The sequence below is a fragment of the Tellurirhabdus bombi genome, from assembly GCF_021484805.1.
Classification (GTDB): Bacteria; Bacteroidota; Bacteroidia; order Cytophagales; family Spirosomataceae; genus Tellurirhabdus; species Tellurirhabdus bombi.
Map to the genome: position 1 here is coordinate 68,264 of NZ_CP090557.1, position 15,405 is coordinate 83,668.

General features: G+C 50.9%; 10 protein-coding genes and 2 riboswitches. Of the genes, 4 read left to right on the top strand and 6 right to left on the bottom strand.

The window, feature by feature from the left end:
• Positions 1 to 32: 32 nt before the first annotated feature.
• On the bottom strand, positions 33 to 1,355 hold the full coding sequence (locus L0Y31_RS00330; RefSeq protein ID WP_234735072.1) for a cobyrinate a,c-diamide synthase: 1,323 nt from the start codon (positions 1,353 to 1,355) through the stop codon (positions 33 to 35).
• A 229-nt stretch (positions 1,356 to 1,584) separates the two neighbouring features.
• On the opposite strand from L0Y31_RS00330, the gene L0Y31_RS00335 reads away from it, so the two are divergent.
• Complete coding sequence (locus L0Y31_RS00335; protein ID WP_234735073.1) at positions 1,585 to 2,142, top strand: cupin domain-containing protein; 558 nt, start codon at positions 1,585 to 1,587, stop codon at positions 2,140 to 2,142.
• On the opposite strand, the gene L0Y31_RS00340 is transcribed toward L0Y31_RS00335, so the two are convergent.
• Entirely contained in the window at positions 2,139 to 3,668 is a 1,530-nt protein-coding gene (locus L0Y31_RS00340) for a PepSY domain-containing protein (RefSeq protein WP_234735074.1), read from the bottom strand. The two genes, L0Y31_RS00335 and L0Y31_RS00340, sit on opposite strands and share 4 nt — an antisense overlap.
• 12 nt (positions 3,669 to 3,680) lie before the next feature.
• Positions 3,681 to 6,086: a TonB-dependent receptor gene (locus tag L0Y31_RS00345; RefSeq protein ID WP_234735075.1), complete on the bottom strand. Its 2,406-nt coding sequence runs from the start codon at positions 6,084 to 6,086 to the stop codon at positions 3,681 to 3,683.
• A gap of 175 nt (positions 6,087 to 6,261) precedes the next feature.
• Positions 6,262 to 6,445, bottom strand: a riboswitch (cobalamin riboswitch).
• Positions 6,446 to 6,565: 120 nt separating this feature from the next.
• Positions 6,566 to 6,753, top strand: a riboswitch (cobalamin riboswitch).
• A 123-nt stretch (positions 6,754 to 6,876) separates the two neighbouring features.
• Between L0Y31_RS00345 and L0Y31_RS00350 the strand changes: the two genes are divergently transcribed.
• From L0Y31_RS00350 to L0Y31_RS00360, 3 genes are all read left to right on the top strand, one after another.
• The gene (locus tag L0Y31_RS00350) at positions 6,877 to 7,509 is read left to right on the top strand and encodes a cytochrome c biogenesis protein CcdA (protein WP_234735076.1); all 633 of its coding nucleotides are present in this window, start codon (positions 6,877 to 6,879) and stop codon (positions 7,507 to 7,509) included.
• A 14-nt stretch (positions 7,510 to 7,523) separates the two neighbouring features.
• Complete coding sequence (locus tag L0Y31_RS00355) at positions 7,524 to 9,719, top strand: TonB-dependent receptor (protein WP_234735077.1); 2,196 nt, start codon at positions 7,524 to 7,526, stop codon at positions 9,717 to 9,719.
• Positions 9,720 to 10,016: 297 nt separating this feature from the next.
• Entirely contained in the window at positions 10,017 to 10,310 is a 294-nt protein-coding gene (locus tag L0Y31_RS00360; RefSeq protein WP_234735078.1) for a hypothetical protein, read from the top strand.
• 47 nt (positions 10,311 to 10,357) lie between these two features.
• On the opposite strand, the gene L0Y31_RS00365 is transcribed toward L0Y31_RS00360, so the two are convergent.
• The 3 genes from L0Y31_RS00365 to L0Y31_RS00375 all read right to left on the bottom strand — a co-directional run bounded on the left by L0Y31_RS00365 (position 10,358) and on the right by L0Y31_RS00375 (position 15,249).
• Positions 10,358 to 11,836, bottom strand: a complete 1,479-nt coding sequence (locus L0Y31_RS00365) for a capsule assembly Wzi family protein (protein ID WP_234735079.1) — start codon at positions 11,834 to 11,836, stop codon at positions 10,358 to 10,360.
• Positions 11,837 to 11,853: 17 nt separating this feature from the next.
• Positions 11,854 to 13,722, bottom strand: coding sequence for a cytochrome-c peroxidase (locus L0Y31_RS00370; protein WP_234735080.1), 1,869 nt, complete (start codon positions 13,720 to 13,722; stop codon positions 11,854 to 11,856).
• Positions 13,723 to 13,788: 66 nt separating this feature from the next.
• Entirely contained in the window at positions 13,789 to 15,249 is a 1,461-nt protein-coding gene (locus tag L0Y31_RS00375) for a PhoX family protein (RefSeq protein ID WP_234735081.1), read from the bottom strand.
• Positions 15,250 to 15,405: the final 156 nt, after the last annotated feature.

A 15,405-nucleotide genomic window follows, 5' to 3' on the forward strand; every position in this document is an offset into this window, starting at 1 on the left:
ATTTTAATTCTGCGCAGGCTAAAAAATAGCTTCTAAAACCTACCAATACGCAGCAAATGTTCAATGAATTCCGGCTGACCACCCCAATATAAGTGGGTATAAGAACCGAACGTATTGTGCTTTCGATAGAGTTTGACCGGCACTTCCACGCCTTTCGCGTTGGTTGCCACGGCCACCGACGACTGCGGAACCACTTCGTCCAAGCGCGAATAATGAAATTCGTGCCCTTTCAGGCGAAGGTTGTCCCAGGTAAGGATTCGATAGCCCAACGTCAGTTTGCTGTTTTGCATGGTCGTATCGACGTCCAGCGCCCCAACCATCGGAAAAGACTGTCCGGCGGCATCGGTCAAAAAACGTCCCAGATACATTAAACCGCCACATTCGACGTAGGTTAGCCCGCCATTTTGGGCATACGCCCGGATGCTTTCGCGCATGGTTTCATTCTGGCTCAACGTCTTGGCATACAACTCAGGATAGCCCCCCGGCAAATACAAAAAGTCGGTTTCGGGAAGGGTCTTATCCCGCAACGGACTGAAAAACGATACGTCGCCAAAGCTTTTTAGCTGGTCAATGTTCTGCGCATACATAAACGTAAACGCTTCGTCACGCGCTACCGCCAGCCGGATTCGGTTCTTCGGTTGAAACTGTTTGGGTAATGTTGTGCTGGGTGACAAACTTCCCTGCGTCAGTTCAAGCAGACGATCCAAGTTGATGGTCTTCGGAATTTCGTCGGCCACGGTTTGAATGATGCGTTCGTAATCCGTTTCCGCCGAGATGTGCAGCCCCAAATGACGCGACGGTATGGCAAAAGCCGGATTGGCTGGCAGATACCCCAACGCTTCGACGCCCACCTCCTGACAAGCCTCCTCCAAAAATCGGTAATGCGACGGCGTATTGACAAAATTGAAAATGGCCCCCACCACGCGCACACCGGGCCGGAAGTTTTTAAAACCGTACAGCAACGGAGCCACCGAATACGCCATCGCCTTCGCGTTGATGACCAGAATGACGGGAATATTCAGCAACTCGGCCAGCGCGGCGCTGCTTCCCTGCATTTTTTCCGACCCATCGAAAAGCCCCATCACGCCTTCGGTTACAGCCACATTGGCTTGTCCGGCATAACGGGCGTACAAATCCAGAACGTGCTGCTCTGACGACATGAACAGGTCCAGATTGATGCTTTGTTGCTGGGCAGCCCTTGTATGGTGCAGGGTATCGATGTAATCCGGGCCACACTTGAACGGCTGCACCCGCAATCCGCGATTAGCCAGCGTCCGAAGCAAGCCCAGCGTCATGGTGGTTTTGCCCGAGCCGCTGGACGGAGCTGCCAGTAAGAATTGCGCGATATCAGCCATCGTTAAATTGTGTATTTATATAGGCAATTGCCTAGTCAATTTTAGCGTAAAAGCAACGAATAATTTGCCCAAGTGCCTGATCCATTGTGTGAAAAGACAAATTAGCAATCTTAACTTAAAATCATTCAAAATCAATCACTTACCTCTCCTTGATTCGTCAACCGTTCCCTAATAATCTCTGGTTTTATGCAAAAATGAAACCCTACTTTCGCAAAAACAACAAATACTGATGGCATACCAAGGGAAAGAAATCCGCAACTCCGTTACGGGGCAGACAATCCGATTTGTTCAAACCAAGGCGGACACCAAAGGCCAACTGCTGGAAATGGTTTCGACCTACGACAAAAATTCCAGGGAACCGGCCCCGCATTACCATCCTAATCAGGATGAGTATTTTGAGGTTCTGGAAGGTGAGCTTACCGTCCGTTTGCAGGGTGAACGCCAGACGCTTACCCTTCGTCCGGGTCGGCAGCTGCACATCAGCAAAAACGTGGTTCATGCCATGTGGAATGAATCGGCTCAGCCAACCATCGTCCGCTGGAAAACCGTCCCGGCAATGAACACCGAATACCTGCTCGAAATCACGACCGGACTCGCCAACGACGGAAAAACCAACGCTTCCGGCATTCCGGGTCTGTTGCAGGTAGCGCTGATGATGCCCTATTTTGCCGATGTGTTCAGGCTGGCGAAGCCTCCACGGGCCGTTCAAAAAATCGTTTTTGGAGCTTTAGCGCCCTTGGCGTGCGTGTTGGGTTACCGGGCTTTTATCCAAAAATACGTCGATTAAATTCCTAAACGAACAGGCCTCTTATAACGCTTCGGTTTGCTTTTCCGTCGAAATTTGCGCCGGAGCCATTTCCAGGTCAAGACCAGCCCGGTCAGGCTAACCAACGTGCCGCCGAGCATCAGGGTTCCGACGACGATATCCCAGAGTGGTCGCTTGTACAGCAGAAATCGGAAATCAAGGCTGTGCAGACCGTGGTACAACCAGCGTTCCAGCCGACTACCCCGCTCGTGTTTCAGCACGATTTGCCCGGTTTTCAGGTCGATGTAGTACCAGGTTTTTTCGGGCGTGTCAAGTTTGATGCGCAGAACGGGCAAGCGCCGCTCTCGTTTTTTGGAATAATAGTAATCATCATAATCCGTCAAAACATTAGATTCTATAATCTTATATCCTGGATTGAGCGTCTGAATAGGCGCGATAAATAAATCCGGTGACAACGCTTCAAGCGGCTTACTTTCTTCCTGATCGGCCGCTAGCAGCCGGGTATGGTGGTCGTCCTGATAGGCCAAGTAATAGGGCTTACCGAATAACTGGATAAGGTGCACCTCTTTGACCGCCAGTTCCGGTTGAAGCAGTTGGGCAGCTTTTTCGGGGCGAAGTTTAACCAGCGCCGGATTCAGTGGGCCACCCGACCAGTACTGCATTTCTTCCAGCCGCTTGTCGATGGACGGCCCAAAATCAATCGGATTCATCGAAAATAAGCCGCTCAAGACCCAGGTAAACACGAAAATACCAAAGACAAAACCCGTGTAATGATGCCAGCGAAACCACTTTTTCTTGTACGGACTGAAGGCCCAGGAATCAGCTCGCCGACGTTTATACCGGACAAACCCCATCACGATTCCGGCCACGCACATGAGCGTTCCAATCCCCGAACTCCAGACAACCACCTGGTTCCAGACGGGGCGGTTGCGGATCAGCACGGTGGGGTAAATCCAATGCGGAATGGGCCCTAGCCACGCCCAGAAGCGCTGGCTGGCGTCGAGCATCTGCACCACCTCGCCGGACGCGACCGATACGTACACGTACGTACCGGCCTTGTCGTCCATTTCCAGGCGATGCACGTTTGGCAAATAACCCTGCGACCGATGCGCGGCCATCCACTGGTCAATTTCGGTCAGCGTTTCCACAGCCTGGGGGCGGCTTGTGCCTTTGACAAAAGCCGTCGCGATCCGGGCGGCCTGCGCTGTATCAGCCCCGGCGTAGACTTCCCCATTATCGGCGAAAACCACCCGATGCTCGTTTTTTAACGTGATGAACCGGTATACGGGCCGATTCAGCAGCATCCCGAGCCGGAACGTGCGTAACGTATCGGCAATGCCCGCTTTTTGGAGGGCTTCCGGGGGACTGAGGCGGCATTGGCTCAGGTCGATAACGGGCAGTTTTTGCAGACGCTGGTGGTGCTTCATGGTCGGAAAGCCGACGTACATCATCACGAAGCCGGACAAAAACCAGATAACAAACAGCAGGCTAAGCAAAAAACCTAAGTAGCGGTGGATCAGTAACGTCCATTTAACCAGAAGCTTCATCGATTTTTGGGCTTACAGGCTATAGCGAATGGTTACCAGATAATTCCGCGTTGGCCCCGGTGTAAACTGGTTGGCAAAAATGGCGTTGGCAAAATAGCGCTCATTCAAGGCGTTGTTGAGGTTCAGCCGAACGCCAACCCGACCGACGCGGTAACCGAGGGCTGCATCGACCACAGTATAGGCTGGTAAAGCATACGTATTGGCGCTATTGGTAAAGGTCTGGTCCATGTAGTTAGCCCCAACCCCCAGACTTAGCCCTTTCAGGGCGGTGGTTTGCAGTTCGTAATTCAGCCAGATGTTTAGCAGGTTTTCCGGGGCGAAAACGGCTTTTTTACCCGCAGCGGCATTAACCTCGCCGTTGGCATGGGGCAGGTATTTGGCTTTCGTGAAGGTGTACCCCGCCGTTACGTCCAGACCCACCAGTGGATTCCCCTGAATTTCGGCTTCGAATCCTTTCGACTCTGCCGAGCCAATGCGCTTGAAAACGCCGCCGGGCAAAGCTTCCACCTGGTTGTCTTTCCGCATGTAATAAACCGACAGATTGCCCGACCAGCGCTTGGAAAGCTCCAGACGGCTACCGATTTCGGCCTGATAGCCGGTTTCGGGGTCAAACGTTTCGCCATTGGGGGCGATCCGGCGCGACGGTTTGAAATAAGTAGAATACGAACCATACAATGACAAGGCCTGAGTCGGCTGATAGACCAGACCCAGCCGATAGGTCAGCGCCGACCGCGCAATGGTTGACTTCGCCCCTTCCTGGGTTACATTCCGATCCGCATCGACCAGATCGGTGTAGTACGTCCCCCGGAAAATGTCGTAGCGCAGTCCGACCAGCGCCTTCAGTTTCTCCGAAAAACGCAGCCAGTCCTGCACGTAAATTCCATGGGCGGTTTCCTCCGTAGCGCGGTAATTGACATCCCGGTAATCAATGTAGCCCTGATTCAGAATCGGATTTTTCACCGCTACCGTAGCAAATTGGCCGGGGCCGAAAATCTCCCCGTTGTAAGTTCGGCGGTCCAGCACACTCAGCGAATACCCCACTAATACTTTTTGCTCTACCCGCCCTGTATTGAAGTCCGCCGTCAGTTCGAGCTGATTCTGAATGGGTTTGGTCAGGTGATTGAAATAAAAAGGATACGAACGGTTGATGGAATCCAGGGTGGCGTTGGGCGTCAGCGATTCGGTGGAGAAATAATCAATGTTATCATCGTAATACGACAACTGGTTCGACAAACGCAGCTTATCGCTTAGTTGCCGAACGTACTTGAGCTGAAAATCGTAGCGCGTGTTTTTCAGAAAATCGGCGGGGTCGTTGTAGCGCGTATCGATGTCCAGACCGGGAATTATTTTACTGCCGGGCAGCATCGGAATCCCTGAATCCGTATCGTACTTGTCTTTGTTAGCGCCGATGGACAGCAAAAAATAGTCTTTAGCAGTTGGCGTATATTCCAGCGCGAGGTAGGCGTTGTTGGTACTGACCCCAAACTGGCGATACCCTTCCGTATCCGACAGGCCAAAATCCAGGCGATAACGCAGTTTGTCGTTAATGGCACCGCCCGCACCGGCCCGCATCCGACGGGTATTGAAGCTGCCGTAGGCCGCCGAAAAGTCTGCTTTAAACTCGGCAGTCGGCTGTTTCCGAATAATATTGATGATGCCGCCCAGCGCCGAATGACCAAAGAGCACCGAGGCCGGACCTTTCAGCACTTCAATGCGCTCGACGTTCGCCAGGTTGGTGCTTGGGGCGCTGGTAGAAATGTTGTGTCGTTCGTCCCGTACGCCATCGACCAGCAGCACGAAATTATTAAAACCCCGTACCGTAAAATGCTGAAAACCACCGTAGGTATTGTTCGCCCGGACGCCCGTGGTGTTTTTCATCGCCTCGCCCAAATCATCGACGCCGCGCTGTTCAATCGTCCGGGCCGATACCGAACTGGTTGTCAACGGCATATCCCGGATTGGAACCGCGATTTTGTTGATGGTCGCGAAGGCGGGTCGCCGTTCGGAGGATATGGTTACTTCCGACAGTTCATTGGTTTGGCTATTTAGTTGATAATCCAGTAGTGTTGTTTCATTCGTTCGGACGGTGATGTTTTGTTTTTGAGCGGTATATCCTACGCCACTTACGGAAAGCGTGTAGGTTCCGGCGGCTACATTTTTGAGTTCAAAGCTGCCATTGTTGCGGGTGGTTGTGCCGAGCGTTGTGCCTTCCAGTCGAATACTGATACCGGGTAAGGCCTCGTCGTTTTCGGCTAAAATCCGGCCTTTAATCGCTCCCTGTCCCGATTGCCCCTGGAGCAGAAAAGTATGGAAAAAGAAAAAATAGAATAATGCTAAAAACTTGGTAATAAAGGGCTTTTGGTGTTCATTTGGGGACTTGCTATCAGTTCGCGGATAGCCGTTAGCCTGTGTTCGCATGAGTAAATTGGGTTAAACGATCAGTGTAAATTCTTCACTGAACTTCACCACGCGAACGAATCGGAGAGAACGACAAGGGGAAACGGCTTGGGGAAATACGCACGAAACTGGTTCCCGCATGGGCTGTTACCGGTTGTACAAAGCCAAACTTGACGGTGCTTCAGATCGCGAAAGCATGGTCAGCGTGGAAAAGGCAGGTCTCCTGACTTGTAACATTTCTACCGTCCTTCCCAGCAAAAAGCCAGTGGACAACGTGGGTAGAAACCTGGGCGTTACTTACAGTTGCGCGACAGTTCGTGATTTGCACACGATTCCCTATTAATCTGCACGTATGCAGAACCTTCTCCCGTTGGAGAAATGAAGTAAAGAACATTTGAGCCGCAAAGATAGAAGTTTTTAGACGAATCCCGCTAAAGTCCAAAACAATCGAATCCGCCGCCTCATTTTTTCGCCTTGCTTGTTTCCACCAAAAATAATGTAGCTTTGCCCCAACAATCGGTGTGCTTCGCTACCATGAAGCACTTAAAAGGGAATCCGGTGCAATTCCGGAGCAGTACCCGCTGCTGTAAGTTCATCACAGCGTTCTGACAGGTAAGCCACTGTATTTCATACGGGAAGGCGTCAGAATTGAACGAGCCAGAAGACCTGCCTTTTGTTGTCATATCCGGTCTGCTTTCGGGAATAAAAGCAGGAGGTCGATCTTCAGACAGCCCCTGGCCTGTCTTTCACCTCCTCGTGTCTTTTCCTGTATTCTGCCGGCCTAAAAGGTAAAAAATAACAGAAAACACACATGGTTAATCCACTTTTACTGGACTCCCTGTTGCTCGGTGTGCAGCACTCTTTCGAGCCCGACCACATGGCGGCGGTTTCGGTGCTGGCTTCGGAAAAAGACAAAAAAAATCGTGCTCAAATCTGGCGTATTGTCTGGCGCTCTTCGCACTGGGCGCTGGGCCATTCGTTTACGCTGATTTTATTTGCCTGCCTGATCTTATTACTCAAATCGTCGTTATCGCTGAACATTGCCGAGCAGGTCGAACTGGTCGTAGGGCCACTGATGATCTGGCTCGGCCTTGTTGCCATCCGGCGCAATTTTGTACCTGCCGCGTCGTCTACCGACACATCGCCTAAAACCGTCAGCCGTTCGTTTTGGGTCGGCATGATTCATGGGCTGGCCGGAACGGGTGGCGCCTGCACCATCGCGCTGACGCTGGCCGCCCGCGATGCCTCGACAGCGGTCTGGATCATCATTCTGCAAAGCGTCGGAATTGTGGTTGCCATGACCGTCTACGGCTGTTTACTGGCTTTTTCGCTCCACAAAGTAATCGGCAAGTGGCAGACCGCCATCCGAATGATCAACTACGTAGTGGGGGGCTTTTCAATCCTTATTGGATTTTATACGCTCTACGAAGTCCTTCTGTCTTGATTTTTTCTTACTATATGCCCCTTTCATTTTTTTCCAGTAATTCTTTTCGTCACTCCGCGGGTCTGACGATTTCTTTTCTCTCTATTCTGTCAGCCGCGCAGGCGCAACCCATCCCTTCGGATTCCACCCGCGAGCGGGCGCTTGACCCCGTGGTGGTGACGGCTACTCGTTATGAAACACGAAAAGAGCTTATTCCTCAGAAAATCAACATCATTACTCAGCAGGACATTGCCCTGACACCCGCGCTGGACCTAACCGACATCGTTAAAAAAACGGCGGCGGTCAACGTTATTCAGTATCCTAGTCTTTCGTCGGGTATCGGTATTCGGGGTTTTCGTCCGCAGTTTTCGGGTCTGAACCAGCGCACCCTGCTCCTGATCGACGGGCGGCCCGCTGGTGTTACCAACCTGTCGCTCATTAACCTGAACGGCATCGAGCGCATCGAAGTCCTGAAAGGTCCGGCCTCTTCCCTGTATGGTTCGCAGGCGATGGGCGGCGTCATTAACGTCATCACCCGGCGCTCCAGTGGCGAAACCAAAGGCAATGCGTTTGTAGAATACGGTAGTTTTCAAACGCTTCAGGCCGGATTAAACGCGGGTGGCAATCTAAGCAAGAGGCTAGACTATGACCTGTCATTTGCTTATTTTGAACGCTCTAAGGATTATAAGATCGGAAAAAATAACTGGTTTCGGGATGGCTTTGATTTTACAACCGCACGGCGGAACTACGCCAACAAGCCCGCCGAGGACATTGACGACCGAAAAGATGATGGCCAGCGCCGCCCATTTACGCAGATGCATTATTATTCCGGCGCCCTTCGCCTGGGCTACCAAATTAGCCGCAATTGGCGCGTCGATGTGCGGGGTGAGCGTTTTCTGGCCCGCGACGTAGAGTCGCCGGGCGACATTACCTACGGCACTACAGAAGCCGGTAAAAAAGACGTTGACCGCGCCGCCGGGGAAGTAAGTCTGACGGGGCAAATTGGCCAGCACCAACCCAGCCTGAAAGTGTTTACGGCAGAAGAAAATTCGGGCATTTATACCCTCAATGCATCCGGCAAACCGGTTATTCCCTACCGTTCGAGCAGCACCGGCAATAACTGGCAAGGCATTCAGGTCAAGGATGTCTGGCGGCTGGGGAATCACTCGCTGATTGTTGGCTACGATTACCTGAATGCATCCACCGAAAGCCGTCGCTGGTCGGATGCAACCACCGAGCGTGCACCGTCTCAACCCGATTACGCCCTGATTTCTTCCGCGTTTTTTGCCCAGGCGCTGCTGCGCTTCGACCGCCTGACGGTTCAACCCGGCGTTCGCTACGACAACATCACGTTTCAGGTGAAAGACACCCCTTTGCTGACCACCTACCAAAGCGGCAAAAAAACCAATCCGTTTGTCAGCCCCAGCCTCGGCCTGACCTATGAACTGCTGCCAGCCCTGCGCCTGAAAGGAACCGTGGGTCGCGCTTTTGTTACTCCCGATGCCTTCAGCGTAGCCGGTTATTCGGAGGTGCGTAGCTCGGCGGGTAAGATTTCGGTGATCGCCGGGAATCCGGACTTAACCAATGAAAGCAGTTTAAGCTGGGATTTAGGCTTGAGTTTCAGTAAACCGCAGGTAGGTCTTTCGGCCAATGTGACTTATTTTTCCACCCGCGTTCAAAACCGCATCGCCCGCGTGGTGAGTCAGGTCAACGAAGTACTGCCCAATAAGGATGTGATTGTTTCGCGGACCAGCTACGTCAATGCGGCCGACTCCGAAATTAGCGGCCTGGAAACCGAACTAACCTACGATTTCGGGGCGCTTAGTCAGTACAAATACTCGCTAAAAGTTATTCTGAACGCAACTTCGCTGTTTAACGCGACGGAGGTAATTGTCGGAACAGACGCCTCCCGGATCGAGCGCGATGTGTACAACGTTGCCAAAACAAACGGGAACTACGGCATTGAATACGATAACCTGCGCAAACTGCGGCTGCGGTTATCAGGGCGGTATGTTGGTCCCCGGAAAGACACGGACTTCACGGACGTGGCCAGCCCGGAAATCGAATACCCCAACTACGCTGTTCTTGATTTTGCTGCTTCGTATCAACTCACGCGCAGCCACAGCTTGACCCTGCAAGTCAACAACCTGACGGACGAAAATTACTACGAGAAGCGGGGATACAACCTGCCGGGACGGGCCATTTCAGCGCGGTATACATTGACCTTTTGACTAGTTTGACGAGCTATTTTTCTTCACAGTAATATAATCTGTAAAGAGGCTGCTTCTCCAAACTAAAGCGTAAGTTTGTGCCGTTATCTAGCCCGTCTAGCTTTCAAAGGATTTAGTTTAGATTAAGAAAACAGGAAAGCTCACCGATGCATATCGATGAGCTTTTTAATTAAAAATGGCCTTTTTTAGGCTAAATAACTTAACAAAAACTTAATATACGGCTTTTGTTTCTACCGTTTTTTTCGTATTTGTTTGTAGATTTTTTATCTTGAAAAAAAGCTGCTAATAATACCCCCTATGAAAGCTAAAAAGAAAGCACTGACTAGTGAAATTGCTAACTCCATCGAAGCAAAATTAAGCGAAGCCGGTGATCAGTCCAAAAAAGTAAAAAAAGCCATTGACAAAGCAGCTAAAAAGCTAGCTGAAAAGATTATCAAGACGCTCAAAAAGGAAGAAAAGAAAAAACAGAAAGAGTCAGATACAAGCTCCAAAAAAGAAGGCAAGAAAGGAAAAAAGTTTAGCGTAAAAGCTAAAAAATCGCCGGAGATGAACGCGCAGGCAGCTCCCGTCGCTGAACCAACCGACGCTTAAAACTTTCGCAAGCTAACAGTGCTTTCCATAGCCTGTTAGCTTCTTTTTTACCATATTTTTGATATACAGGCGTATCCGCCAACGCTGGAGGGTAATAATCCACCCCGGTCGGTGGCCAATTTTCCTGTTAGCAGAATTCCACCCAAACGCGGAAGCCGAACCTGGGCGGCTACCAGCGATGATACCTGATTGATGGGCGGTACATACCCCTGATTGTAGGTACCATAATTCCGGCTGTAAGACAACTTGGCCGTTAGCTTGATCTGCTGCATAAAAACGCCTTCCAGACCCAGATACCATACCTGCACCCGATTATTAGGAAAAAACGTGCCGCTGATGCGCTGCGTTTCCGGCCGCAAATCGCTCACCGGCATGATAAACGGGGTGCCAATGGTACGCCCAAAATACGACCACCCTTCGCGGTATTGGCTGTGGTTGAAGTAATTGTCCCGCCCCTGGGTACGGACGCGCAGATCAAAAACAGAACCAGACTGGTTCATGGTCGTTAGCAACTCGGCAACTACCTTCCTCAGCTGAAAAACCTGATTATCAAGCGGGTTCATGTTGCGAAAACGAATTCCCCACAAGCCATCCGGGATATTGAAGAAATTAATGCCGGACGCATCTTCATAGATATGCTGGTGATACAGCAAGGTATTCAGGCCCCTGCTTTTCCATTCGGCGCTAAAATCAAAATGCCCAATGTGGTTCCCAATGCGATTTTCCCCGTCAAACGAGCTGTACTGATCGTTATACATCTCCTCCGGGTAGCGCCCTAAAACCAGATTTACGTAATCCCGAAAAGCAGTAGTCAATTTTCCGTTTACAGCAACCGGATTGTTTTTCAAATAATCGGCCCGACCGCCCCACTGAACCTGATGGTTTAAACCCACGTAAAAGAAAAAACGCTTATCGGGTTTCCCCAGACGCGCGTAGATGTATTTCTGATGCAGGAAAGCACCCTGAATGTAAGGTGCATTAAACCAGCCGTGGGCGTAGCTGGCTTTAATGGCCACAAAATTTTTGGTGAATTTAAGGGGCACAAAATCAGGCATCGATAACTGGATCTTCGGAATGGGTAAGGCATTGCCCGACCAAGTAACAAATCCCGAAGAAAGCGTTGAATCGCCAATTCCCACCAGTTCGCGCCGCCGCCCCGCGTAGAGTTCCAACCACCGGAAACGAGCTTTTACGTACGCTTCCGGCAAGAGACCTTTCGTTTCTCCGTCGATGATGGTGTTGGCAACCCCATACACGCTCGCTCCCCAATCAAATCCGCGGCGACTGGGTGACGTGGAATCCGCCCGATACTCCCGGGCAATCCCGATTCGGGCCGTACCGGCTGGGCCCTCCAACGGCACTGTACCATATTGATTGGTTCGGAGCCAGAAAGGAATCTGATCCGTTGTTGCGCCGAAAGCGCCTAATTCAACTTCAAATCGGTATGGGTTAGTTGGCTGAGATTGGGCTAGAATTGACGGAGCATTGAACCAGAAAAAACCCAAAATCAAGCACCATAACCGCATATATGTAGTAGAGCAACTTATTTAGAAAATGTTAAACTGGCCAACGCCCCTTTTGACGGCTGGACCGGCGCATCCGTGAGCGCTTTCATAAATGCAATGATAGCCTCTTTTTCCTGTGCCGACAAGTTAAGGTTATCCTCCGGTAACGTTTGATTACTTAACGCAATTTTCAGGCCGGAGCCCCCTCCTTTGTCATAAAAATCAACTACTTCGTCCAATTTTTTAAAGACCCCATTGTGCATGTAAGGTGCCGTTAATTCGGTGTTGCGAACCGTCGGGGTCTTAAAAGCATATTTCAGCGGATCCAGTTTGGTGAGCGCATAACGGCCCAAATCGCCATCAATTTCGTGCCGACCCGTGGCGGCATTTACTTTGGAGCTGGCTGGAACGCCAATAACTTCCGATTCTGTCTTGGCAAAATTAGGGGGTATTGTTCCGTTAAAAACGGGCATGAAATGGCAAATGCCGCATTTGGCTTTACCCATAAACAGGTTAAATCCACTGATTTCTTCCAGTGTCATGGCCTTCTCCTCGCCCCGCATGTAGCGATCGAAGCGGGAATTAAGCCGCACCAGCGAACGCTCGTAAGCGGCCAATGCATTCTGAATCTGAACCGGTTCTACATTGCCTTTGAATCTTGGGAAAGCCTGCTGAAAAAGACTCATGTACTCTTTCAAACGTTGCAATTTCAGCGCGGCTTCGTCGAGCGAACCGTGCATTTCGTCGATGTTATGCACCACATCAAGCGACTGATTTTCGAGCGTTTGTGAACGTAGGTCGTAAAACTGGCCGTTTTGCAGGGCCGCATTCAGAATTGTTGGCGTATTCCGCAAGCCAGCACCCTTGCCGGTTAGCGTAGCTGCTTTGGGTAATCCATCCGTAAAAGCCCGGTCAGGCTGGTGGCAACTGGCGCAGGAACGGCTATTGTTATGCGAAAGAATAGGGTCGAAAAACAGCTTTTCGCCCAGCATCACCTTCCAGCGGTTGGTGCGCATGTCCGCGTGGGGCGCGTAGAAATCCGGGTTAAAAACCGCTGAGTCAAAGAGCGTTGCCGCATCCGCACGCAGCACCCGTGCTTCGTTAAAAGGCTGAATATCGAGGGATTTCTGATAAGCCAATAGCTTTGTTGTCAACGGATTCGCCAGCGTTCGAATGAAGATCGCCCGGTCGAACGTATCAAAATCGGCGTGTTGCGTCAAGTACGTTTCTGCCTGTTCGAATAATTGGTTAAGCGTATTGGTTTCCGCATTTTTGGGGTAGTAGGTGGCGTAGGTACGCAGGCTGGCCAGCGAAGTAGCGGCTTCGGTCATGGCCGTCTTGCAAATGGGGGTATCAAAGCCGCTGATTCCTAGCGTAATAACTCGAAAAACCTGCAACCGCAAAGCATCAAAAAGATGAGCGTCCGTTAGTTCGGTTACACTCCAGACCGTCCGAATCCGGGCCACCTGATTCCGCAGGTTTTTGATCTGCCGAATTAACTCTGCTTTGTCCAACTCGCCTTCTTCGGCATAAACCAGTTCTTCGACTACCTGAAGACCCGCCGGTTCAAACGATTTTGTTTCTTCAACTTCAATTTCATCCAACGGGGCACCATTGAGCAGGCGGCTGGTTCCCGGCGCGTAATATTCCGTAAAATGTTCCAGTTTTTTATACCCCTGTCGGCAAAGCAAAAACGTTTGCTGCAAGGCCTTTGTGTCCGTTCCTTTTTCGGCCAGTGGCAACAACCGGCTAACCAGAAGCTGCTCAAATGCCTCCAGATCGCGCGTGAATTGCTGCTTGGCCCGCTCCGTAGCTGCCTGTTCGGGCTGAGCCGATTGTTCCATCCAGCCAAACAAGAGTACACTGAGCAACAACGTGCCTATAAACAGCAGGATGTTCTTTTTCATGAAGTTATCGGTTAAAAAAATGACCCTCCCACCGAATGGCAGGAGGGTTGGCGTCAATGAAGCTGCTTATTTCTGAACGCCCCGAACAATCACAACCTGGCCACCTTCGCGGTTGGTGCTCAGGCCACTTCCGTCTGGGTTGGCATATTTTGCATCCTGCCAGGTGTGTGGGTGCAGGTTCACCAAGAACGTGTTCGGAATACCCGTCAGGTCAGACACATCGTACATGGCACCGTACTCCCACGAGCTCAACTGCTGGTTGTTGCTGGGGTTGTATTTGGCATTGAAAGCCGGATCGTTACGACGGTGGTTCATTTCCATCATCGGCTTCACCTCCTGCGTAGCCATCGAATATTGCCAGATACGGCCATCGTGCTTATTTTCCAGGTAATACGAATCGCCATCTTCCTGGATATAAACAAAATTCTCCGTCACGCAAAGGTTGTCCGGATTCACAATGTTGTCGCCCGGGCTAACGCTACCATCAGCCACAACAGACAATTTACCTTTCAACGGATCGTTGGCATCGAGTACCACGCGGTACACCCGACCCCACATGGTTTTCCCCGTTACGGGCGTTATTTTGTCGGCCTGGCTAACGCCGGTTGCCGTGAAGTAAAATTCCCGGCTGTTGGCACCACCGCCTTTGCGGTAATCGATGTCTTCGACGCGGGCAAACTGAATGGCTTTTTTCTCTACCGACTGGGCTGCAATCTGCGCTCCTGTCGATGCTTTCGGGTTAGTTACTTCGACAAATTCCACATCGTACGATTGTCCCTGTACCATGTTTGTCTCTACTGGATCCTGGTTAGGGCGACGCAGGAAGTACAATTTCCCGTTGTTCAGATCACCAACCGTGTTGGAGACATACGCCAGCAATTGGCCGTTCGAGTCATCTTCGCCAATGATGATTACGGTTTTACCCACAAAAGCATCCTTAGGCAGAGGAACCGCATTTTCCATGCTGGCTTTTCCCAACGCGGGCAGAACGCGGTTTTTATTTTGCTTATCAATAGCGCCGATAGGATCGATGGCGTGAACCATTGATTCAGCACCGCTCTCACCAGCCGTCAGGAACAACGGTCCGAAGCCATGCTCAGCCGGAGTCGCCAGCGTGGCCGAACACAAACGCCACTGACCACCTACGTAATCAACGATGTATTCACCTTTTACCGGCTTAAACGTTTTGTCCAGATAAACCCGGGAAACTGACTGGTGAATTTCGTGGTTGTCAATCAGGATAAAGCCTTCTCCGTTCGGATTTTTCATCAGGCCCGCCCCGTCAGGTTGCGCACCAAATACAAACTCCGGCGACTGTTCCAGCTTATCATCGCTGCTTATCAACGTGTTGATCGTCAGGTATTCAAACCCGGGCAATGCTTTCACTAGCGAGGGATTTACAGAATAGTCCTTCAAGACAACAGCCGTTGCCCCCGGACCCGGACGATGATCATCCAGCGTACTACAGCCTGCCACGACCAAGGCAACCAGGGTGGCAATTTTTGAGTTGAAATAGCTTTTCTTCATAGATTAAATAAGACGGAGATTAAAACGCCTTTTGCGCAATCGTACAAGTATTTACGACTACCCGAAAGTGTTACAAAGCTCCTATTCTGCTATGAACTCAGCATGAAGCCATTGTCAACGAAATGCTATCAATCGCAGCCTTTTGGTAACAATTAG

What these genes read in the sequence shown, in the direction of transcription:
- L0Y31_RS00360 (WP_234735078.1), top strand. Translation starts at nt 10,017, where the DNA reads ATGAAAGCTAAAAAGAAAGCACTGACTAGTGAAATTGCTAACTCCATC.
- L0Y31_RS00350 (WP_234735076.1), top strand. Translation starts at nt 6,877, where the DNA reads ATGGTTAATCCACTTTTACTGGACTCCCTGTTGCTCGGTGTGCAGCAC.
- L0Y31_RS00345 (WP_234735075.1), bottom strand. Translation starts at nt 6,086, where the DNA reads ATGCGAACACAGGCTAACGGCTATCCGCGAACTGATAGCAAGTCCCCA.
- L0Y31_RS00375 (WP_234735081.1), bottom strand. Translation starts at nt 15,249, where the DNA reads ATGAAGAAAAGCTATTTCAACTCAAAAATTGCCACCCTGGTTGCCTTG.
- L0Y31_RS00355 (WP_234735077.1), top strand. Translation starts at nt 7,524, where the DNA reads ATGCCCCTTTCATTTTTTTCCAGTAATTCTTTTCGTCACTCCGCGGGT.
- L0Y31_RS00365 (WP_234735079.1), bottom strand. Translation starts at nt 11,836, where the DNA reads ATGCGGTTATGGTGCTTGATTTTGGGTTTTTTCTGGTTCAATGCTCCG.
- L0Y31_RS00370 (WP_234735080.1), bottom strand. Translation starts at nt 13,722, where the DNA reads ATGAAAAAGAACATCCTGCTGTTTATAGGCACGTTGTTGCTCAGTGTA.
- L0Y31_RS00340 (WP_234735074.1), bottom strand. Translation starts at nt 3,668, where the DNA reads ATGAAGCTTCTGGTTAAATGGACGTTACTGATCCACCGCTACTTAGGT.
- L0Y31_RS00330 (WP_234735072.1), bottom strand. Translation starts at nt 1,355, where the DNA reads ATGGCTGATATCGCGCAATTCTTACTGGCAGCTCCGTCCAGCGGCTCG.
- L0Y31_RS00335 (WP_234735073.1), top strand. Translation starts at nt 1,585, where the DNA reads ATGGCATACCAAGGGAAAGAAATCCGCAACTCCGTTACGGGGCAGACA.